Here is a 20,192-nt window from a genome sequence, read left to right on the forward strand (position 1 = left end):
GAGGTCCACGACACCCATGACCCGACTCCGGCGTACCGCATCCGCCGCTGCCGCCCTGGCGCTGACCGCCGTCGCCACCGCCGTGCTCGGCTTCGCCGGTCCGGCCTCCGCCCACGTCACGGTGAACCCGAAGGAGGCGACCCAGGGCGGCTACGCCCGGGTGGCGTTCCGGGTGCCCAACGAGAGCGACACCGCCTCGACCACCAAGCTCGAGGTGGTGCTGCCGGAGAACGCCCCGGTCGGCTCGGTGTCGACCATCCCGGTGCCGGGCTGGACGGTGGCGACGGAGAAGCGCAAGGTGGAGCCGCCGATCGAGGTGCACGGCAGCCAGCTCACCGAGGCGGTCTCCAAGATCACTTGGACGGCCACGGGTGACGCGGCCGTCAAGCCGGGGCAGTTCCAGGAGTTCGGCGTCTCGATGGGGCCGCTGCCGAAGGTCGACACGATGGTCTTCAAGACCCTCCAGACGTACTCCGACGGCAACGTCTCGCGCTGGATCGACGAGCCGCAGCCGGGCGGCGAGGAGCCGGAGAAGCCCGCCCCGGTGCTCACCCTCACGGCTGCCGCGCCGACGGCGTCGGCCGCCGCGCCGTCCGCCGTGGCCGTCGCCGACAAGGACGACGACGACGAGGGCGACGGCGTCGCCCTCGGCCTCGGCGTCGCGGGTCTCGTCGCCGGCCTGGCCGGCCTGGCACTGGGCGGCCTGGCGTTTGCCCGGACCCGCCGGGAGCCGGCCGCCAAGTCCTGATCCCGTCGCTCACCCGCTGGCCCGCCGGAAATCCGGCGGGCCAGCGTGCGTCCCGGGCCGGGAGCGGCCGTGCCGTGGATATCCCCTGATCAGCGGGCGTACGTCGGTAAGGTCGGCCGGGTATCTGGCTACGGAGGGGGACAGTGCGAATGCGGTTCGTGCGGGTGATCGCCGGAATGCTGCTGTTGGTCATCGGGATTCCGGCGCTGCTCGCCGGCGGCGGACTGTGGCTGGTCGCCCGGCACACCGATCCCGGTGGGGCCTACGCCGCCCGGTTCGAAACCGTCCGCACACCGGGCCACGCGGTCGTGGTCACCGACCTCGACCGGCTGCTGCGGCGGGAGGCGCCCTTCGCGCGCGGCACGCAGACCCGTCTGCGGCTCGACGCCCGGACGCCCGATGGCCCGGCGTTCGTGGGGCTCGCGCCGACCGCCGAGGTGCGCCACTGGCTGGAGTCCGTGCCGTACGCCTCGGTCCGCCGGGTGGCGCTGGCCCGGGGGCCGCTGCCGGTCCGTCTGGAAGCCGCGGTCCCACCCGTGGCCCCGGCCGTCGATGCGGTCCGCCCGCCGCTGGGCCTTCCGTTCTGGGTACGCGAGGGCATCGGCACCGTCGAGTGGAGCGCCGACGACCTCGCGGGCGAGCCGATGAGCCTGGTGGTGATGCGCCCGGACGGCCGTGCCGACCTGACGCTGGAGCTGCGCGCCGAGCTGCGGGCCGGCTGGGTCGGCCCGGTCGCCTGGGGACTGCTGGTGGCGGGGGTGTTGCTGGTGGCGTGCGCGGTGCTGCTCCTGCTGCGCCCACCGCGTCCGCGTGAGGTGGTCTTCGTGGTCGAACCGGACCAGGTGCCCGTCCTCGCCGGCCGGCTCGGGGTCACGTCGCTCAGCGGCCTGGGCGTCCGCGATCCCCATCCCGTCCGGTCGGTGCCGGCCGTACGACAGCTCGCCCCGGTCGGCTCCGGCGTGTCCGAGTGGTCCCGGTCGGCGATCGGCGCGGAGCCGGCCCGGCCGACGCCGGAGGACTGACGTGGCAAGTGGCCCTTCGCGCTGCCGACGCGAAGGGCCACTCTCACCGGGGGAGCGGTGCTACCCGAGCGACGCTTGAGGTAGATGGGTTCAGATTAGCGGCGATGGACATTACTGGGGACTTGTGTCCATTTGGCGCGAATTTTCCTCCGTGCGGACCGGGCGGTACACGCGCACCGGCAGCGCCACCAGCAGCAGCAGACTGAGCAGGACGTAGGGGTTCTGCAGGACGAAGTCGACCGGATCGTGGGTGCGGACCGGCGCCGTACCCCATTTCTGGAACGTCACCACGCCGTAGACGATCACGGCGGTGGTGCCCACGGCGAGCGCGGCGGACCACCACCGCTGGCGTACCTCGTCCGGGCGTTTCGCACTGAGCGCGGCGTCGGCGAGCAGCACCACCGCCGGCACGAACCAGTAGATGTGGTGGGTCCAGGTGATCGGACTGATCAGAGCACCGACCAGGCCGGTCAGGGTCAGGCCGGTCAACGCGTGACCAGCCCGCGCGGCCCGGGCAGCCCGCCACAGTCCGTAGCCGGCCACCGCCGCCACGATCACCAACCACAGCAGCCGGTCCGGCTTCTCCGGCGCGGTGAACCGGCTCAGCAGACCGAAGACCGACTGGTTGCCGACATAGTCGGTGCGTCCCACCCGGTCGGTGTCCCACAGCTCCTGCGTCCAGAACCGCCAGGAGTCGCCGGGCGCGACCGCCGCCGCCAGCAGGGTCGCCGCCGCCGCCGTCACGCTCGCCACCGCGGCGGCCCGCCACCGGCGGGTGGCCACCAGGTACACGATGAAGATGCCCGGGAAGAGCTTGAGCGCCGTCGCCAGCCCGATGCCGACCCCGGCCCAGCGCCGCGCCTGCGGTACGGCGAACAACAGGTCCGCCAGGATCAGCACGACCAGCAGCATGTTGATCTGCCCGAGGGTGATCGTCTCGCGGGTGATCTCCACCGCCAGCACCAGCAGCACGGCGGCCGTCACGGTGAACGTGCGGGGCAGGTCATGGCGGACGATCACGGGCATCACCAGCCACCGGGTGGTCAGCACCACCGCCGCCACCGTGAGCACCGTGAAGATCGTCACGGTGACGCCGAGCCGGAGCAGTCCGAACGGCCACAACAACAGGGCGCTGAACGGCGGGTACGTGAAGTACAACTCACCCTGCACCCGGTCCGGCTGGACGTAGTCGTAGAGCGGGTGACCGGCCGTCCACCAGTCCATCGCCGACATGTAGATCTTCAGATCGAAGAAGTTGTGCACCAGGTTGCGCAGGTAGAGCGCGGGCAGCACGGCGACCAGCGCCACGATCGCGACCAGCCGACGGACCGTACGGCCACCGGGATCGTCGTCGGTGACGGCGGGCGGTGCGATGGGTTCGGCTGGCACTTGAGAAACCCTAGCGGTCCACCCCCTGAAGAGCGCGCAGCAGCGGGGCGTGGGCTGCGCGTAGGCTGTCCCGGTGGCTGACCTCCTCGTCTGGATCGACTGTGAGATGACCGGGTTGGACCTCGGCAGTGACAAGCTGATCGAGGTCGCGGCACTGGTCACCGACCCCGACCTCAACGTGCTCGGTGATGGTGTCGACGTGGTGATCCACGCCGACGAGGCGGCGCTGGAGGCGATGCCGGAGATCGTCCAGACGATGCACGCCAAGTCGGGCCTCACCGAGGAGGTCCGTCGGTCGGCGGTCACCCTGGCCGAGGCCGAGGACCGGGTGCTGGAGTACGTGAGCACCTTCGTGAAGGACCCGCGTACCGCGCCGCTGTGCGGCAACTCGATCGCCACCGACCGCGGCTTCATCGCCCGGGACATGCCCCGCCTCGACGCGCACCTGCACTACCGCATGATCGACGTGTCGTCGATCAAGGAACTCTGCCGCCGCTGGTACCCCCGTGTGTACTTCGGCCAGCCGCAGAAGGGCCTGGCGCACCGGGCGCTCGCCGACATCCGCGAGAGCATCCGCGAGCTGGAGTACTACCGGCGCACCATCTTCGTGCCGCTGCCCGGCCCGGACGTCGAGACCGCCAAGGGCATCGCCGCCGAGCTCTGATCCGGCGCCGCTCGGCCGGCGGGGAACCCGCTGGACGCCGTGCGCGGTGGTGGGGCTATTATTGGTCCGCACGACGCCCGGGGCGACAGACCGAGTGTCGGAGGCATGGTGGCTGTAGCTCAGTTGGCAGAGCACCGGGTTGTGGTCCCGGTTGTCGTGGGTTCAATTCCCATCAGTCACCCCAATAGTCAGGCCCCCTCCTCGGAGGGGGCCTGAGCTGTTTGTGCGGGCCGCGCGCCTGGCTGATCCACTCCAGGTCGCCGATCTGCGGGTATCCAGCCGCCCGGACACCCCGACATCGCCGACCTGGAGTGGATCAGCCTCTCGGCTCAGCTCGTCGGCGTCGGCGATGGGGTGCCGGCGGCGTCCGGGGCCGCCGGGGCGTCCGGGTCGTACGGCAGGGCACTGCCCTTGACGTACTCGTCCCAGCTCATGTTCCAGTCCGTCCAGCCGTTGCCGTTCTGGAGCTTGCGTTCGGTCCCCTTGACGGTGATCGGGTCACCGACCTCGGTGTTCTTGAACAGCCAGTCGCCGTTCGCCATCGACACGTTCACGCACCCGTGCGAGACGTTGACGCTGCCCTGCTGACCCTCGGACCAGGGGGCCGCGTGGATGAACTCGCCGCCCCAGGTGAGGCGCTGCGCGAAGTCAATCTTGGTGCGGTAGCCGTCCTCGGGGCCCAGCTCCTCGAACGTGTCGAAGACCGTCTTGCGCAGCTTCTCGATCACGATCATGGTGCCGCTGGACGAGGGGGTGCTCTTCTTGCCCAGGCTGACCGGGATCGTCTTGATCACCTTGCCGTCGCGGGTCACCGTCATCCGCTTGGTCTTGTTGTCGACCGTCATGATCAGCTTGGGGCCGATCTTGATGTCGACCGACAGGTCCGCGCGGCCGTAGTAGCCGTCGCCCATCGGCAGGCCACCCGCCTGGACGCGGTACGAGACCTTGCTGTTCGCCTTCCAGAACTCCTTCGGCCGGTACCGGACCTCGGTCGGGCTGACCCAGTGCCAGATGCCCGGCTGGGCCGGCGTCGAGGTCACCGTCATGCGGCGCTGCACGTCGTCGCGGTAATCCTCCGGGATGTCCCGGCTGAACTTCACGATCAGCGGCATCCCGACACCGACCTGCTGGTTGTCGCCGAGGAAGCTGCTCACCCGGACCTGCTTGTCGGGCTTGGCCATCGTGGTGAAGGTGCTGGTCGCGGTGGCCGGCCGACCGTCGTCGCCGGTGGCCGTCACCGTGGCGGTGTAGCTGGTGCCGTACGCCAGGGCTTCGCTCGGCAACCACGACTTGCCGTCCGCCGCGAGGGTCCCCTTGACCGCCTTGCCGGCCGCGTCCTTGAGCTCGACGGCGGTCTCCTGGGCATCCTGCGTGGTGAAGGTGATGCCGGTGGAGGCGGGGACGTCCTTGGCGTCGGCCGCCGGTTCGGCGATGGTCGCCGACGCCTTGGGCGCGGGTGTTTCGGCCCCGCCCTGCCACGAGGACGGCTTGCCGCCACCGCCGTCGCCGTCGGTGCAGCCGGCGGTGAAGGCCAACGCCACGGCGAGGAGTCCCGCCGCGAGCACGCGGCGTCGCCCGCGGGGCGGGATCAGCTGGTCCTGGCTAGCTCGCATGATGTCCTCACAGTCGTGGTCGCTGACCCATCGTCTCCTAAAGACGTGTCAGAACCGGTCCTGGTTGCCGCGGGTGGGCAGGAACACGCCGCGCACGATGTCGGATTTTTGTTACTATCCGGCGTTTCGTGATTAGGGTTCGTCTTCCTGTCGAAGCCGAAGGGTCGCCGCCGCCGTCACGTCGCGGGCAGTGCAAGGGTACGCGCCGGCCCGTGCCATCGGCAGGGCCGGCGCGACGACGCCGGACGCTCAGAGCGCCGGGCCGGATCCACCCTTGGGTACCGGCAGCGCGCTGCCCTTGATGAACTCCGACCAGCTCAGACTCCACGCCGTCCAGCCGTTGCCGGCGGCGATCTTGCGCTCGGTGCCCTTGATGGTGATCGGGTCACCGATCCGCGTCTTGTCGAACAGCCACCTGGCGTTGGCCGTCGACACGTTCACGCAGCCGTGCGAGACGTTCTGCCGTCCCTGCACGTGCTCCGACCAGGGCGCGGCGTGGATGTACTCGCCGCCCCAGGTGAGCCGCTGGGCGAACTGGATGTCGGTGACGTAGCGGTTGGCCGGATCGGGATCGTCACGGGTGTCGAAGACCGTGGCTTCCTTCTTCTCCATCACGACCATCGTGCCGCTGGACGACGGGGTGCTCTTCTTGCCCAGGCTCACCGGGATGGTGCGCGTCAGCGCGCCGTTCTCGTACACCGACATCTTCTTCGTGGCGTTGTCGACCTTCATCACCAACGACCGGCCGATCTTGGCGGTCGCCTTGCGGTCGATGTCGCCGTACCTGCCGTTGCTCAGCGGCACCCCGGCCAACGCGATCCGGACGCTGATGGTGGTGCCCGGCTTCCAGTACTCCGGCGCCCGGTAGTACGCCTGCGTGCCGTTGTCGACCCAGTGCCAGGCGCCCGGCTGCGGCGGGTCGGTCTTGACGAACATCCGCTTCTGCACCGCCGCCCGATCCTTCTTGGGGATGCCCGGGTGGAACTCGGTCACCACCGGCATCGCGACGCCGTAGCTCTTGTCGTCGAAGAGGTACAGGCCGGACCCGATGGTCGACTTCGGCTTGGCCATCGTGGTGAAGGAGCTGGTGCCCTGGCTGTTCGTGCCGTCCGGCGTGCTCGCCGTCACCGTGGCCGTGTACTTCGTACCCCACTTCAGGGGCGCGGACGGCACCCAGGCCGAGCCGTCGGCGCGGAGCTTGCCCTCCACGGTCGCGCCGCTGGCCGCGGTCAGGGTGACCGCGGACACCTTCCCGCCGCTCGGCAGCTTGGCGCTGATCTCCGTACTCACGGGCTTGTTCTTCGTGCCGTCGGCCGGGCTCAGCGTCAGCGCCGGCCCACTGGGCGCGCTGGGCTCGCCGCTCGTCGACGGGGCGGCCGAGTCGGGTGCGGTACCCGCATCCGCCGACGTCCCGCCGACGAATTCCGGTTTCTTCTGCTCGTCGCCGCACCCGGTCAGTGCCAGCGACGCCGCCAGAGTCAGAGCGCCCACCACCGCCCCGGCTCGCGTGAACCGTGCCATCCCCACCTCTGTTCTCGCGTACCTGGCGGACATCGTGCCGTATCAGTGGCCCGACCTACGCCCCCGTCCCAGGCCCGAGGGCTGGTTTGTGGCTGTATGCCCGTTAAGCTCGACCGAAGGGGGGAGTCGGGTAACCGGATTGGAGCCCGCCTTGGCGGGGTGCTAATGTTCTCTCCGTTGCCGAACGAGCGCCGCTAGCTCAACTGGCAGAGCAGCGGACTCTTAATCCGCGGGTTCGGGGTTCGAGTCCCTGGCGGCGCACCAAACGAGCAAGGCCCTGACCGGGTTGATTTACCGGGTCGGGGCCTTTTTCGCGTGCGACGGGCGGTGGGCACGGGTCGAAAAGTCGAAGGACCGGAGCGACCGACTTTCCTCGAGCATTCTCGCGAGGGCCGGGTGTTGACGATTACGGTGGTGGCGTGGGGGGACGTCGGCGGGTTCGCGTGCGGGGAGACCTCTACCACCCGGTTGTGCCGCCTGGCGCCGTGTACGTCGGACGGCAGGGGTTCGGGTTGCGACGTTCTCCGTGGGCCAATCCGTTCAGCCTGCGGCAGCATGATCGGGCGGAGGCGTTACGCCTCTATCGGCAATGGCTTGTGGGGCAGCCTGCTCTTGTTGATCGAGCGCGGCGGGAACTCACGGGGAAGCAGTTGGCGTGCTGGTGCCGCACTGAGGACCCGTGCCATGCCGACGTGCTGGCCGAACTCATCGGTTGACGTGCGATCGGTGTCGAGCTGCGGGCCGTCTCGGTGCGTAGACACCGCCGATGCTGAAGGATTGCGGTCGTGCCGCCTGGTTGCCTACGTAGAAGGCGACGTCGCGGTCAGCCCCGCAGAGTTGGGTGAGGAACTTGTCTCTCAGCTGCTCCGCAGCCTCCGCGTCGGTGAGTCGGTCCAGCCTGCGTTGTAGGGCGACGAACTCCCAGTCCCAGAGGGTCTGCTGGTGGCCGCGGCAATGGCGGTCCGCGCAACGGTAGCGGTACGCACCAGTGAAGCGTGGTGCTTGAAGTGCGCTGCGCTTGGTCGGTTCCAGCAGATCGAGCTGGTTGAGGTAGCCCTCGATCTTCTTGCGGTCCTCCGCTGACCAGCCGGGATGTCGCTTGACCTGTAGAGCTGAGATGTCAACCGCGCGAATCAACGCGATCGATCGTCCGCTCGGATCCTCACGGATCTGCTTGTTGAGCCGGCACATGGAGTCTTCGACGAGTGGATCGAGGAGACTCCGACGCGATTGCCGACTGGCAAGATGCCGCTCGGTCGTGATCGTGTCCACGATCGGCTTCCAGCTCTCGCGCCGCTGGTCTTGCCTGGCTGGCAGCGCCTCAACGTGGATGACGTCGTACTTGTGGAACTTGCTGTCGTCGTCGAGATCCCGGTAGTGCACGGGATAGAGGCGGATCCACCCCGTCCAGGGCGGGTCCAGGCCCAGTGCCCCGACGCAAACCGTCTCCCCGTACCGGGCGGAGGGGTTGGGGGCCGCCTTCACTGTGATCAGGAGGCGAAGTCTTGCTGGTCGTGCCAGGACTGGCTTTGGCTCGTCGTCGGTGCTCGGTCCCCACAACGGAAGCTGTTCCATCGAAACCACCTACATCGCTAGATGTAGCTATAGGAACGCACTGAGTTACATAGACAGTCTCATGTTCGGCGGATCTGGCGCTAGTCCATCGCGGGTTGCCCTCGGCCTGTCTCATCCGTTTCGTGGACGAAAGAAACGAAGGTGGTTACGATGATTTCGACTAGGAGGCGTCATGACTGCGGCTGCACTGAAGGAAGAGACGTACCTGCCAGAAGCTGATGGGCAGGTTGCCCAGGTCCACGACTTCATCCAGGCCCACGAGCGGACGGGACGGGGGCCGGTCGCACCACGTTACTTCCTGGCCGGAGCCACCCCAGGTGACCGCGTCGAGCTTCCAGCCGAGGTCTACGGGGCGCTTCGCCAGGTTGTCGAGGCGCTCCAGCAGGGGTTTGCGGTGACTGTGGCTCCGCGGACGCTGAAGCTGACAACCCAGCAAGCCGCCGACCTGCTCGGAGTCAGTCGACCGACGGTCGTCAAGTTGCTTGACGAGGGCAAGGTTCCGTTTGAGCGATTGGGGACTCACCGACGCATCCTTCTCCCCGACCTGCTTGCGTACCGGGCGCAGCGCAGGGCTGACCAGTACGCCGCGCTTGAAGCAACCTCAGTGGACATTGATGACGAGGAAGACCTCGACGCGTTGACGCGGCGACTGCGCGAAACGCGTCGCGCAGTCGCACGACGCCGCAAGGGCCTGACAGAATAGGCCAGTGTTCACGGCCCTTCTCGACACCTGTGTTCTCTGGCCAGACCTGCAACGCGACTTTCTTCTATCCCTTGCGATCGAGGGCTTGTATCGGCCTGTGTGGAATTCGGTCGTGCTCGAGGAGTTGGAATACGAGCAGAGAGCAAAGTTGATCGAGCGAGGGCATGAAGCTGACGAGGCCGCCAAGCGCATCGAGCAGATCAGACAGCATTTCGACGATGCGGAGGTCGGTGGGTGGGAGGGTCTGGAAGGTACCTACGGCCTGCCCGACCCCGACGATGAGCATCTCGTTGCTGCCGCGGTTGTCGCCAACGCCGGCGCTGTCATTACGCTTAACGTGCGAGACCTGCCTCCGGGTAAGTTGCCTCGCGGGTTGCAGGTGCTCTCGCCCAAAGAGTTCGCAGCCAATACCGTCTCCCTTGATCCGGTTAGAGCCTGCGCTGCCGTGGCTGCCATAGCCAAACGCTCCGGCAGACTGGGTCGGGTTCAGGCCGAAGAGGACATCTTGGAAATTCTCGACCGCCGCTACGGGATGACGTCTGCGGTCGAGATGATGCGACAGGCGGCGGTCGATCTGCTGGTGCCGCCTCCGCAACCTCGGGTCGGCGAGCCGGCGACGCGCTTTGACGCCCGCGGATCGGCTGCGAAGTGACCAAGCAAGGCGCGAGTACCGTCCGTCATACGTGGTCGGCGACTCGCAACCGTGGCCACTGCTGCTCGGTCCAGGCCCGCAACAGCCACTCCGCCGGCCCGTACCGGAACCGTGCCATCCACGCCGCGCTGGCTGCGACCTGCACGCCATAGATCGCGACCGCGACGAGGAGCACGACCGGGGGCGCGACGGCACCGGCGAGGCCCAGGCCGACGCCGGTGAAGACCAGTACGCAGAGCACCGACTGACCCAGGTAGTTGGACAGGGACATCCGTCCGGCCGGCGCGAGCACGGTCACGACCCGTCGTCCCCGGTCGGTCGCGAAGAACTCCAGGAGCGTGGCGGCGTACGCGGCCGCGAGCAGCGGCGCGGTCAGGACGCCCACCGTCACTCCGGTCAGGTTGCCGGTGCCTCCACCCGAGGCGAAGACCACGGCGCCGGCCAGGCCGACCGGATAGCCCACGCGCTGTACCCGGCGTAGGAGCTGCCGGTTCCCGGCGATGTCGGTGAGGAGCCGGCGACGCCCCGCCGCGTACCCGAAGAGGAACGCCGAGAGGGCGAGCGGCCCCTGCACGAGGAGCGTGCCGACCATCGCCGGCAGTTGGCGTACGTGCTCGGCGATCACCGATCCGAGCCCGCCCTGTAGCGCCTCGGTGGACCGCTGCCCCGCGGCGAGCGCCGCCGCCGGGTCGGTGACCAGTTCGGTTCCGCCGACGGCCGCGAGCGCGAGGACGAAACCGATCCCGGCGGTCAGCAGTACGGCTGCGCGCAGCGCGGTTCCGACCGCGACTCGTCGCATGGCGAGCAGCACCAGGCCGAGAAGCGCGTACGTGGTCAGGATGTCGCCCTGGAACAGCAGCACCGCGTGCAGGACGCCGAGGACGAAGAGCCCGGCCAACCGTCGCCGGAACCGGGGGACGATGTCGACGCCGCGCCGGGCGGCGGAGTCGAGCTGGAGGGTGAAGCTGTAGCCGAACAGGAAGGCGAAGAGCAGATACGCCTTCATCGCGAACAGCAGCTCGACCGACCACAGTGCCGCCTGGTCACCCCATGAGTCGTGGGCGGGATCGGGAACCAGGTGGAAGGGGTAGCCGGAGGCGAAGAAGGCGATGTTGACGAGCAGGATGAGCAGCAGTGCCACGGCGCGCAGGGCGTCGACGTCGGCGATCCGGGAGGACGTCCCGGGCAGCTCGGCGAGCACGACTGGCGGGTCTTTGCTGGAGAATTTCACGACTACCCCCGTAAGCGACAGAGAACCTGTTCGCAGGCTATGAAGCGGCCGGTCCAGGTGACAGCCGGTGAGCGGGACTGTCGCCGGTGGGGCAGGCCCTACCTCCACGGCGACCGGTCCCCGACAGAGCGCGGGAATCCCGTCGCCGCGCCCCTACAGTCCCCACCATGAGGTGGACGCTTCGATCGGCTACCGGACTCGCCGTACTCGTGACGGCCCTGGTGGCCGGGGCGGCGAGCGCCGCCGCGGCGCCCGACGGCGACGGCCTCGGCCTGACCCTGCGGCCCGAGCAGGCGGACTACCGCGCCGGTGACCAGGTCCGCCTGGACCTCACCGTCACGAACTCCACCGGGTCGGCGTGCGCGCTGCCCACCACGGCCGTCGGCACCGTCCAGATAACCGGGGTACGCCGGGACGGGCGCGATCTCACGCCCACGCTCGCCCGCAGCTTCCACGACGACGGGATCGCCGCGGCGGCCACCGCCGGTCTGACCACTGTCGAGCCCGCGGCGACGGCGACCGTGACGCTCACCGGGATCCGGCTGGGTGACGCTCCCGGCGAGGTCGTGCTCCGCTCGGTGGCGGCCACCGGGGACGGCGGCGGTCTCGACTCGCTCTGGCCGGTCGGCGCTCCCGGCCGGTACGAGGTGACGGCCGGCTACGTGCCACTGCCGGTCACCGGCGCGGTCGACCCCTGCACGGGCGCGACGGCCCTGCGGAGCACCACGTTCACGGTCGGCGACGGCGGCGCGTCCGGTCGCCGCTGGCTCTGGCCGGCGGCCGGCGTACTGCTGCTGGTGCTGCTCCTGGCCGCGCTGGTGATCCTGCTGCGGGTACGCCGCCGGCCGACCGCCGCCACCGTGGTCCTGCTGCTGGTGGCCGTCGGTGCGCTGGTCGGCGGCGGGGCCCGCCCGGCGCGGGCCGACTACTCGGTCGACCCGACCTCCGGTGTGCCGATCAAGGGCGTCGACTTCCAGGCCGCCGTGGACGGCTGTCTGAGCGGGTTCGCCGCGCCGGGCGGGGATCCGTCCGGCATCCTGCCCCGGCTGAAGGACAAGAAGAGCCCGAAGGTGCGGATCATCCCCACCCCGGGCGGCTCCGGCGCGTTCGAGACGCCGGACAGCCCCGACGGCAAGGGCTCGTCCACCGTCACCTGGAATCCGACCTCCACCGACCCGTACGAGGACGGCGTGGCCCGCGATCCGTGCGCCGCGCTCTACCACGAGCTGAACCACGCCGACGACATCTCCCGCGACGCGGTGCCACCGGGCGAGTGCGGAAGCACGGGCATTCCCACCGCCGAGGTGCGGGCGACGTTGGCGGAGAACCGTTACCGGGCGGCGAAGGGCCTGCCGCCGCGCAAGGACTACAAGGGCAAGCCGCTGCCGAAGAGCCTGGACGAGTGCAAGAAGCCGCCGAAGAAGACGCCCCCGCCGAAGGGGCCGGTGAAGATGTGTGAGGACGGCGCCGACTGCGGCGGCAGCAACGGCGACCCGCACCTGGTCACGTTCGACCGGGTCGCCTACGACTTCCAGGCCGTCGGCGAGTTCACCCTGGTCGCCGCGACCGAAGGTGACCCGCTGGAGGTCCAGGTCCGGCAGTCGCCGATGACGGGCTCCCGGTCCGCCTCGGTCAACTCGGCGGTCGCGTTCCGGATCGGCGTCCACCGCGTCGCGCTCACCCTCACCGACGGCGCCACCCGGGTGCACGTCGACGGCACGCCGGTCGCCGCGCCACCGGAGCGGACCGACCTGGCCGGCGGCAACCTCACCCGCCGCCCGTCCGACACCGGCGAGACCGACGGGTACGACGTGACGTGGCCGGACGGCTCGGCGGCGGCGGTGGACCAGATCGGCCGTTACGGCTACCGGGTGCTCGTCCGGCTCGCCGACGGCCGGGCCGGGAAGGTACGCGGCCTGCTCGGCGACTTCGACGGCGACCCGGCCGACGACATCGCCCCCGCCGGCAGCGCGGCCCTCGCCCAGCCCGTGCCGTTCGCCACGCTCTACCCGTCGTACGCGGACAGTTGGCGGCTCACCCAGGACCGCTCGCTGTTCCCGTACGGCGACGGCGAGGACACCGGCACGTTCACCGACCGGACCTTCCCCGAGCGGGAGGTGACCGTCGCCGACCTCGACCCGGCCCGGCGTGCCGCCGCCGAACGGATCTGCCGGTGGGCCGGCGTCACTGCGGCGGGCCCGCTCGCTGACTGCGTCTTCGACGTCGCCGTCAGCGGGCGTGGTGAGTTCGCCGTCGCCGGGGCCACCACCGAACGGATCGCCCCGCCGATCGCCCCGCCGATCAGCGCCGTGCCGATCGCCACGGCCAGCCTCACCCCGGGCGGCGAGCCGCTGACGTTCAACGGGCGCACCGGGGACGCCGTCTTCGTCGACGTCACCGCGCCGGGGATGGCCGACCGCTGCTCGCCGTACGTGCTCACCGACCCGACCGACCGGCTGATCGGAGCCGGCTGCGCCATCGGCGGCGTCGGGTACATCGACCGCGTCGACCTCACCACCACCGGCACGTACGCCGTGCGGGTCACCGCCGCCGCCGGCGACACCGGACGAGCCGTCGTCCGGGTGTACGTGGCCCGGGACGTCGACGGCACGCTGCAGGCGAACGGCCCGGAGGTCACCGCGACCCTGGAGCAGCCCGGCGCGTGGGCCCGGTACCGGTTCGCCGGGCAGCAGGGCGAGCGCGTCTTCGTCGAGGCGCCCACGAGCACACTGCCCAACCAGTGCACCCCGCTGGAACTGCGCGACACCGAAGACCGGCTGCTGAGCAGCGGCTGCGTGATCAACGGCGTTGGCGAGATCGACGGCACGCTGTTGCCCGCCGACGGGACGTACACGGTGGTGGTCGATCCGACCGGACGCACCACCGGCACGACCACACTGCGGCTGGTCAGCAGCCGCGACCGGGCGGCGACGATCACCGTTGGCGGTCCGCCGGTCGTCGCCACCGTGGACCGGCCGGGGGCGGTGACGAGCTACCGGTTCACCGCCGCCGCCGGGACGTCGGTGAGTCTGACCGCGACCGCCTCCGACCTGCCCGACCAGTGCGGTGTGCTGGAGCTACGCGCCCCCGACGGCAGCCCGATCACCAGCGGATGTGTGATCAATGGGGCTGGTGACATCGACCGGACGACGCTGCCGGCCGCCGGCACGTACACGGTGCTGGTGGACCCGTCCGGGGTCGCGACCGGGCAGGTCACGTTGACGCTGCGGTGATGCGGTGATCGGTGGCGGCTGGGCGACACCACACGCCGGGCGGCGCGCTGCTGAGCAGCCACCGATCGACCCCTCGGGCGGCCCGGGTCTAGGTTCTTCCCGGTTGGTATCGACGACGGGGGTACGGGGTGGGCGACGAGAAGCTCGACGATGCGGGCATCAGGGACGGGTTCGACCTGCTGGTCACCCCCGACGTCCGGTACACGCGGTTGCGGCGACGGGATCTGCGGCGGATGAGTTTGCTGTTCGTCATCTCGGGGCTGCTGTTGTCGATCACGAGTCTCGGTACGTTCTCGGCCGATGGTGGCTGGCTCCTCGCCGGGCTGTTCGGCCTCCCGTTCGGGGTGGTCTGGTTCGTCGTGGGGCTGATCAACGGCTCGGCGTACCTGCGAGGCCACGCCGAGTTGAGCGCGCCGGTGCGGTACGTGTTCACCGCGGAGGCCATCGAGTGGCACGCCGCCCATGCGACGTTGCGGTTGCCGTGGACGGCGATCAGGCACGCCGTTCGGATGCGGGAGGCGTACCGTCTGGACTGCGCAGACCAGCAGCCCCGCTACCTGTGCCGGACAACACTGACGCCGGCTGAGGACGCGCGGGTGACGGCGTACCTCGATGAGCGGTTGGCCGCGCGGCTGGCCACCGAGGCGTCCGTGCGGCCGATGCCACCGGTCGGTGCCGGCTCGTAGTCGGACCGGCCGGGCGAGGTCCGGATCCGTTGGCCGACCACCGGTGCGCCCCCATCGGTGCGAACCTACTGCCGCTTGGGGAGCAGCAACTCCTCGTGGTCGAGTTCCCGCTCCAGGACCCGCAGCTCCTCGTCCGGGAGCCGCCCGGAGTCACGCCAGCGCACCAACTCCTCGCGCTGGGCGTCGAGCGCGGTACGGCGGACCCGCAGCGCCGTCTCGTACTGCGGTGACGTGGGGATCTCCGACGATCCACTCTGTTCGAGCAGGTCGAGCCGGCCGCGGTAACGCGCGAGGCGGGCCAGCAACTGGGTACGCGTGGTGTTGACGGCCACCGCGCTGTCCGGTTCGGCGGCGGCGACCTCGTCGAGACGGGCCAGAGCCGCCTCGACCGCCGCGGAGCGGGCCTCGTTGCGTACCCGGGCCTGGTCGGTTTCGTTGGCGCGCAGGCCGAGCATCCGCACGAGCGGTGCGAAGGTCAGACCCTGACCGACGAGCGTCACGAGCACGACCACGAAGGTGCAGAACAGCAGCAGGTCGCGGTCGGGAAAGGGTGACCCGTCGTCGGTGGTCAGCGGCAGGGTGAAGATCGCGGCCAGGCTGATGACGCCGCGCGTGCCGGACCAGCTCAGCGCCACCACCTCGCGGGAGGTGAGTCGGCGGGCGTTGCGGTCGGCCCGCGCGACCTGTCGGGCGGTGTTCGGCTCGTCGGCGTCGTCCTGCTCGGAGATGCCGCCGAGGCGGGTGTGCAGGGACCGGGGGAGCGACTGGGTCAGCACCAGCCACGCGGGACGCAGGAGCAGCACCACACCCACGGAAACCGCGACGGCGATGACGATCGTCGACGTGTCGTACTGGCGCAGTCCCTTGACGACCTCGGGGAGCTGCTGGCCGATCAGCAGGAAGACGAAGCCTTCGAGGAGGAAGTCGACGAGCCGCCACACCGCGCTGGTCTGGAGCCGGGCGGCCCCGGACCCGACCTGGGGCGTCTGGTGGCCGACGATCAGCCCGGCGATCACCACGGCGAGTACGCCGGAGACGTGCAACGCCTCGCCCAGCAGGTAGGCCACGAACGGTGTCGCGAGCGAGATCGCGTTGGACAGCAGCGGGTCCGCGGTGAGCGGGCGGGCCAGTCGTTTCGCCCAGGCGACGGCGACGCCGACGGCGACCCCGCCGACCGCCGCCAGCACGAACTGGGCCACGGCGGCGGGGAACGAGAACGTGCCACCGACGGCGGCGGCCACCGCGACGCTGAGCATCGTCAGCGCTGTCGCGTCGTTGAGCAGCCCCTCGCCCTGGATGATCGTGACCATCTTCGGCGGCAGGTTGACCCGGCGGCCCACCGCGAGGGCGGCCACCGGGTCGGGCGGGGCGATGGCGGCGCCGACCGCGATGCCGGCGGCCAGGGTCGCGCCCGCGACGAACAGGTGGAACCCGAGGCCGACGAGCAGCCCGGTGAGGAGCACCAGCATCACCGAGAGGCTGACCACGATGCGCAGGTTCCGGCGGATGTCCAGCAGTGAGGAGTCCAACGCCGCGCTGTAGAGCAGCGGCGGCAGCACGACCATGAGCACCAGCTCCGGGTCGAGGCCGATGTTGGGGCCGGGTAGCAGCGCGTACACGATCCCGATGAGCGGCAGCAGCGCGGCCGCCGGCAGGCCGGTACGGGACGCCACCCACCGGACGGCGACGATGACCGCCACGGCGGCGAGCACGAACAACACCATCGAATGGGCGCTCACCTGGTGACGTCCCCCCGGATCGGCGCGTGGGTCTCGGGGTCGACCCTACCCGGCACCGGACCGTACGGAATCGTCGTGGACTCGGCGCGCGAGCGTCCGGCCTTGCCCATCAATTGGTGCGCTTCTATAGTTGCGCGATCACCACATTCATGGCCGTGGTTACGCGGCCGGGTCGTCGAAGCGCTTCGACGATTCGTCGTTCAGGCCCGTCAGCCGGGTGTCGAGCCTGGCCACGCCGGTCTTGGCGCTGAATCGCGCCTGTCGTACGACATGAGGAGAATCGCATGCGGAAGTGGCGCCTTCGGCGCGGAATCACCGCGCTCGCGCTCGCCCTGCTCGCCCTGCCGACCGTCCCCGGCGCGGCACACGCCGACCCCACCTACCCGTTCCGTGACCCCAGCCTGCCCGTCCAGGTCCGGGTCGACGACCTGCTCGGCCGGCTCACGCTGGACGAGAAGATCTCCTGGCTGCACCAGTACCAGCCGGCCGTTCCCCGATTGGGCATCGGCCTGTTCAAGACCGGCACCGAGGCGCTGCACGGCGTCGCCTGGTCGACCGACATCGACAACAACGGCGCGGTGGTCAAGGCCCGCGGCACGTCCTTCCCGCAGCCGGTGGGCATGGCGAGCACCTGGAACCCCGACCTGATCCAGCGGGTCGGGTCGGCCGTGGGCGACGAGGCGCGCGGCTACCACGCGCAGAACCCGCGGGTCTGGGGTCTCAACCTCTGGGCGCCGGTGGTCAACCTGCTCCGCGACCCGCGCTGGGGTCGCAACGAGGAGGGCTACTCCGAGGACCCGCTGCTCACCGCGAAGATCTCCACCGCGTACGGCTCGGGGATGACCGGGGGCGACCCGGACCACCTCAAGAGCGCGCCGACCCTCAAGCACTACCTGGCCTACAACAACGAGGTCCGGCGCGACGTCACCTCGTCGAACGTCCCGCCGCGGGTGCTCAACGAGTACGACCGGGCCGCCTTCAAGCCGGCCATCGCGGCCGACGCGGCGACCGGCGTGATGGCCTCGTACAACCTGGTCAACGGCCGCCCGGCGACCGTGGATCCGGACCTGGCGACGGTGGTACGGAGCTGGACCGACCAGCCCCTGATGAACGTCACGGACGCCTGGGCGCCGAACAACCTCGTCGCCTCGCAGGGCTACTACCCGACCCAGGCGCAGGGGAACGCCGCGATCGTCAAGGCCGGCCTCAACAGCTTCATCACCGACGACACCAACGCCCAGCCGACCGTCAGCGCCATCAAGCAGGCCCTCGCCGACGGCCTGCTCACCGAGGCGGACATCGACGCCCGGATCGCCGAGATCCTGAGCCTGCGCTTTCGCCTCGGTGAGTTCGACCCGGGCGGCGGCCGGTACGGCGGCATCACCCCGGACGTCATCAACAGCCCGGAACACCAACGGCTGGCCCGTCAGGCCGCCGGCGAGGCGATGGTGCTGCTCAAGAACTCGCGGCAGGCGCTACCGCTGAACCCGGCCCGGACCCGCAAGGTGGCCGTGCTCGGCCCGCTCGCCGACACCCTCTACACCGACTGGTACGGCGCCGACCTGCCGTACCAGGTGACCGCGCTGGACGGCATCCGCGAGCGGTTGGGCAGTTCGGCGAGCGTCGACGGGCTCGACGGGGCGGACCGGATCGCCCTGAAGGACCCGTCCACCGGCCGGTACGTGACGGCCACCGGCACCACCGACGCGGACCCGGTCGCCGCCACCGGCGCCGACGCGTCGCTCGCGGCCCAGTTCGACAGCGTCGACTGGGGACAGAACGTGGTGACGCTGCGCAACGCCGCGAACGGCCGTTACCTCGGCTACAACTGGGGGCCGTTCGTCACCCGGGACGAGCAGCCGAACGGTTGGTACGTCCAGCAGCAGTTCACGCTGGAACCGCAGGCCGACGGGACGGTCGCGTTGCGCTACGCCGGCTACGAGACGACGGAGAGCTGGTTCGGCGTCAACACGTACGTCACGGTCGGCGACGACGGCGCGCTCAAGCTCGGGGCGTCCACCGCGGCGGACGCGACCCACTTCCAGCGTGAGGTGATCAGTAGCGGAGTCGACCGTGCCGTGGCGGCGGCGAAGGCGGCCGACACCGCCGTCCTGGTCGTCGGCAGCAACCCGTTCATCAACGGGCGCGAGGCCCACGACCGCACCTCGATGGCGTTGAGCGCGGGCCAGGAGGCGCTGGTCAAGGCCGTGACGAAGGCCAATCCGCGAACGGTGCTGGTGTTGCAGACCAGCTACCCGGTCACGATCGGGTGGGAGCAGGAGCACGTGCCGGCGATCGTGTGGACCACCCACGCGGGCGCGGAGACGGGTCACGCCGTTGCCGATGTCCTGTTCGGTGACCGCAACCCGTCCGGCAAGCTCACCCAGACCTGGTACCGCTCGGACCGGCAACTACCGCCGGACCTGCTGGAGTACGACATCATCTCGTCCGGGCAGACCTACCTCTACAGCACCGCCAAGCCGCTCTACCCGTTCGGCCACGGGCTGTCGTACACCGGGTTCCGGTACGGCCAGCTCCGCGCGGACGACCGTTCGGTCGCGGCGGACGGCACCATCACGGCCCGCGTCGACGTGACCAACACCGGTAGCCGGGCCGGCTCCGAGGTCGTCCAGCTCTACAGCCACCAACGCACCTCGCGGGTGAAGACGCCGATCCGGGCGCTCAGGTCGTTCCAGCGGGTCGACCTCGCCCCCGGGCAGACCCGCACCGTCACGCTGCGGGTGCGCGCCGCCGACCTCGCGAACTGGGACGTCACCCGGAGTCGGTGGGTGGTCGAGTCGTCCGCGTACGACCTGATGGTCGGCGCGAGCGCCACGGATGTCCGGGGCCGCACGGCGGTCACGGTCCGCGGTGAGACGATCCCGGCCCGGGACCTGACCCGGACGACCCGCGCCGAGAATTTCGACGGGTACGCGGGGGTCCGGCTCGTCGACGAGACGAAGGTACGCGGTACGGCCGTGGGCGCCACCGCAGCCGGTCAGTGGATCTCCTTCGGGAAGTCCGCCCTGCGCCCGGGCGGCCACACCTTCACGGCGCGGGTCGCCAAGGCCACGGCGGGCACCGGCACGATCCAGGTTCGGCTGGGTTCGCCCACCGGTCGACTGCTCGGTACGGCCACCGTGCCGAGCACCGGCGACGACTACCGGTACGTCAGCGTCAGTGCCGAGGTTGCCCGGGTTGCCGGGACCCACGACGTCTACCTGGTGTTCGACTCTCCACTGCGGCTGGCGGACTTCTCGCTGCGCTGATCCGGACGGCTCGGGCCGGGGTGTTGGTGTCCCTCGGCCCGAGCCGATTCCGAATTCATCGGATGATCGACGATCAAGCATTGTGCTGCTCGTCTGCTTTGCGCTTTTGATAGGCATTTAGACATAGATGGGACCCAATCTCGTATT

15 protein-coding genes and 2 tRNA genes are annotated in these 20,192 nt (G+C 70.1%); 11 read left to right on the forward strand and 6 right to left on the reverse strand.

Translation table 11 applies throughout. The features are described from left to right. Window positions 1-16: 16 nt before the first annotated feature. Window positions 17-748, forward strand: coding sequence for a YcnI family copper-binding membrane protein (locus ACQP03_RS06055; RefSeq protein WP_357173085.1), 732 nt, complete (start codon window positions 17-19; stop codon window positions 746-748). Window positions 749-897: 149 nt separating this feature from the next. Further along, window positions 898-1,770: a hypothetical protein gene (locus ACQP03_RS06060; protein ID WP_396832714.1), complete on the forward strand. Its 873-nt coding sequence runs from the start codon at window positions 898-900 to the stop codon at window positions 1,768-1,770. Window positions 1,771-1,881: 111 nt separating this feature from the next. Here ACQP03_RS06060 and ACQP03_RS06065 read toward each other — a convergent pair whose 3' ends face one another. Further along, a complete protein-coding gene (locus ACQP03_RS06065; RefSeq protein WP_433460495.1) occupies window positions 1,882-3,159 on the reverse strand; it encodes a glycosyltransferase 87 family protein in 1,278 nt (425 codons plus the stop codon). A gap of 106 nt (window positions 3,160-3,265) precedes the next feature. On the opposite strand from ACQP03_RS06065, the gene orn reads away from it, so the two are divergent. Then, a complete protein-coding gene (gene orn / locus ACQP03_RS06070) occupies window positions 3,266-3,823 on the forward strand; it encodes an oligoribonuclease (RefSeq protein ID WP_234581559.1) in 558 nt (185 codons plus the stop codon). A gap of 108 nt (window positions 3,824-3,931) precedes the next feature. Beyond that, a tRNA-His gene (locus tag ACQP03_RS06075) sits at window positions 3,932-4,007 on the forward strand. Window positions 4,008-4,152: 145 nt separating this feature from the next. On the opposite strand, the gene ACQP03_RS06080 is transcribed toward ACQP03_RS06075, so the two are convergent. Both ACQP03_RS06080 and ACQP03_RS06085 read right to left on the reverse strand, forming a co-directional pair. Next, complete coding sequence (locus ACQP03_RS06080) at window positions 4,153-5,436, reverse strand: L,D-transpeptidase (RefSeq protein ID WP_357173087.1); 1,284 nt, start codon at window positions 5,434-5,436, stop codon at window positions 4,153-4,155. A gap of 249 nt (window positions 5,437-5,685) precedes the next feature. Further along, window positions 5,686-6,957 (reverse strand): L,D-transpeptidase, encoded by a 1,272-nt coding sequence (locus tag ACQP03_RS06085; RefSeq protein WP_357393682.1) that lies wholly within the window; start codon window positions 6,955-6,957, stop codon window positions 5,686-5,688. Between the two features lie 188 nt (window positions 6,958-7,145). Here ACQP03_RS06085 and ACQP03_RS06090 point away from each other — a divergent pair. After that, window positions 7,146-7,221 (forward strand) — tRNA-Lys (locus tag ACQP03_RS06090). A 221-nt stretch (window positions 7,222-7,442) separates the two neighbouring features. Next, window positions 7,443-7,673 (forward strand): DUF4326 domain-containing protein, encoded by a 231-nt coding sequence (locus tag ACQP03_RS06095; protein WP_433460498.1) that lies wholly within the window; start codon window positions 7,443-7,445, stop codon window positions 7,671-7,673. On the opposite strand, the gene ACQP03_RS06100 is transcribed toward ACQP03_RS06095, so the two are convergent. Next, window positions 7,663-8,532, reverse strand: a complete 870-nt coding sequence (locus ACQP03_RS06100) for a hypothetical protein (RefSeq protein ID WP_357127572.1) — start codon at window positions 8,530-8,532, stop codon at window positions 7,663-7,665. The two genes, ACQP03_RS06095 and ACQP03_RS06100, sit on opposite strands and share 11 nt — an antisense overlap. Before the next feature lie 172 nt (window positions 8,533-8,704). Here ACQP03_RS06100 and ACQP03_RS06105 point away from each other — a divergent pair, with 172 nt between their 5' ends. Next, a complete protein-coding gene (locus tag ACQP03_RS06105; protein ID WP_357173093.1) occupies window positions 8,705-9,235 on the forward strand; it encodes a helix-turn-helix domain-containing protein in 531 nt (176 codons plus the stop codon). 4 nt (window positions 9,236-9,239) lie between these two features. Further along, a complete protein-coding gene (locus tag ACQP03_RS06110; protein ID WP_357173096.1) occupies window positions 9,240-9,887 on the forward strand; it encodes a PIN domain-containing protein in 648 nt (215 codons plus the stop codon). Window positions 9,888-9,912: 25 nt separating this feature from the next. On the opposite strand, the gene ACQP03_RS06115 is transcribed toward ACQP03_RS06110, so the two are convergent. Then, a complete protein-coding gene (locus ACQP03_RS06115) occupies window positions 9,913-11,118 on the reverse strand; it encodes a DUF418 domain-containing protein (protein ID WP_357173099.1) in 1,206 nt (401 codons plus the stop codon). Window positions 11,119-11,285: 167 nt separating this feature from the next. Between ACQP03_RS06115 and ACQP03_RS06120 the strand changes: the two genes are divergently transcribed. After that, the gene (locus tag ACQP03_RS06120; RefSeq protein ID WP_433460502.1) at window positions 11,286-14,351 is read left to right on the forward strand and encodes a VWD domain-containing protein; all 3,066 of its coding nucleotides are present in this window, start codon (window positions 11,286-11,288) and stop codon (window positions 14,349-14,351) included. A 128-nt stretch (window positions 14,352-14,479) separates the two neighbouring features. After that, window positions 14,480-15,037 (forward strand): hypothetical protein, encoded by a 558-nt coding sequence (locus tag ACQP03_RS06125; protein ID WP_357393688.1) that lies wholly within the window; start codon window positions 14,480-14,482, stop codon window positions 15,035-15,037. A 65-nt stretch (window positions 15,038-15,102) separates the two neighbouring features. On the opposite strand, the gene ACQP03_RS06130 is transcribed toward ACQP03_RS06125, so the two are convergent. Next, the gene (locus ACQP03_RS06130; RefSeq protein ID WP_433461135.1) at window positions 15,103-16,761 is read right to left on the reverse strand and encodes a Na+/H+ antiporter; all 1,659 of its coding nucleotides are present in this window, start codon (window positions 16,759-16,761) and stop codon (window positions 15,103-15,105) included. A gap of 299 nt (window positions 16,762-17,060) precedes the next feature. Between ACQP03_RS06130 and ACQP03_RS06135 the strand changes: the two genes are divergently transcribed. Next, entirely contained in the window at window positions 17,061-20,045 is a 2,985-nt protein-coding gene (locus tag ACQP03_RS06135; protein ID WP_433460504.1) for a glycoside hydrolase family 3 C-terminal domain-containing protein, read from the forward strand. Window positions 20,046-20,192 lie beyond the last annotated feature (147 nt).

Origin of the sequence: Micromonospora sp. CA-248212 (assembly GCF_050948405.1) — a bacterium.
Taxonomy (GTDB): Bacteria; Actinomycetota; Actinomycetes; order Mycobacteriales; family Micromonosporaceae; genus Micromonospora.

Bases quoted from the DNA above. Each gene is read 5' to 3' on its own strand.
- ACQP03_RS06135 (WP_433460504.1), top strand. From the start codon at position 17,061: ATGCGGAAGTGGCGCCTTCGGCGCGGAATCACCGCGCTCGCGCTCGCC.
- ACQP03_RS06085 (WP_357393682.1), bottom strand. From the start codon at position 6,957: ATGGCACGGTTCACGCGAGCCGGGGCGGTGGTGGGCGCTCTGACTCTG.
- ACQP03_RS06120 (WP_433460502.1), top strand. From the start codon at position 11,286: ATGAGGTGGACGCTTCGATCGGCTACCGGACTCGCCGTACTCGTGACG.
- ACQP03_RS06060 (WP_396832714.1), top strand. From the start codon at position 898: ATGCGGTTCGTGCGGGTGATCGCCGGAATGCTGCTGTTGGTCATCGGG.
- orn (WP_234581559.1), top strand. From the start codon at position 3,266: ATGACCGGGTTGGACCTCGGCAGTGACAAGCTGATCGAGGTCGCGGCA.
- ACQP03_RS06130 (WP_433461135.1), bottom strand. From the start codon at position 16,761: ATGGTGTTGTTCGTGCTCGCCGCCGTGGCGGTCATCGTCGCCGTCCGG.
- ACQP03_RS06055 (WP_357173085.1), top strand. From the start codon at position 17: ATGACCCGACTCCGGCGTACCGCATCCGCCGCTGCCGCCCTGGCGCTG.
- ACQP03_RS06105 (WP_357173093.1), top strand. From the start codon at position 8,705: ATGACTGCGGCTGCACTGAAGGAAGAGACGTACCTGCCAGAAGCTGAT.
- ACQP03_RS06100 (WP_357127572.1), bottom strand. From the start codon at position 8,532: ATGGAACAGCTTCCGTTGTGGGGACCGAGCACCGACGACGAGCCAAAG.
- ACQP03_RS06080 (WP_357173087.1), bottom strand. From the start codon at position 5,436: ATGCGAGCTAGCCAGGACCAGCTGATCCCGCCCCGCGGGCGACGCCGC.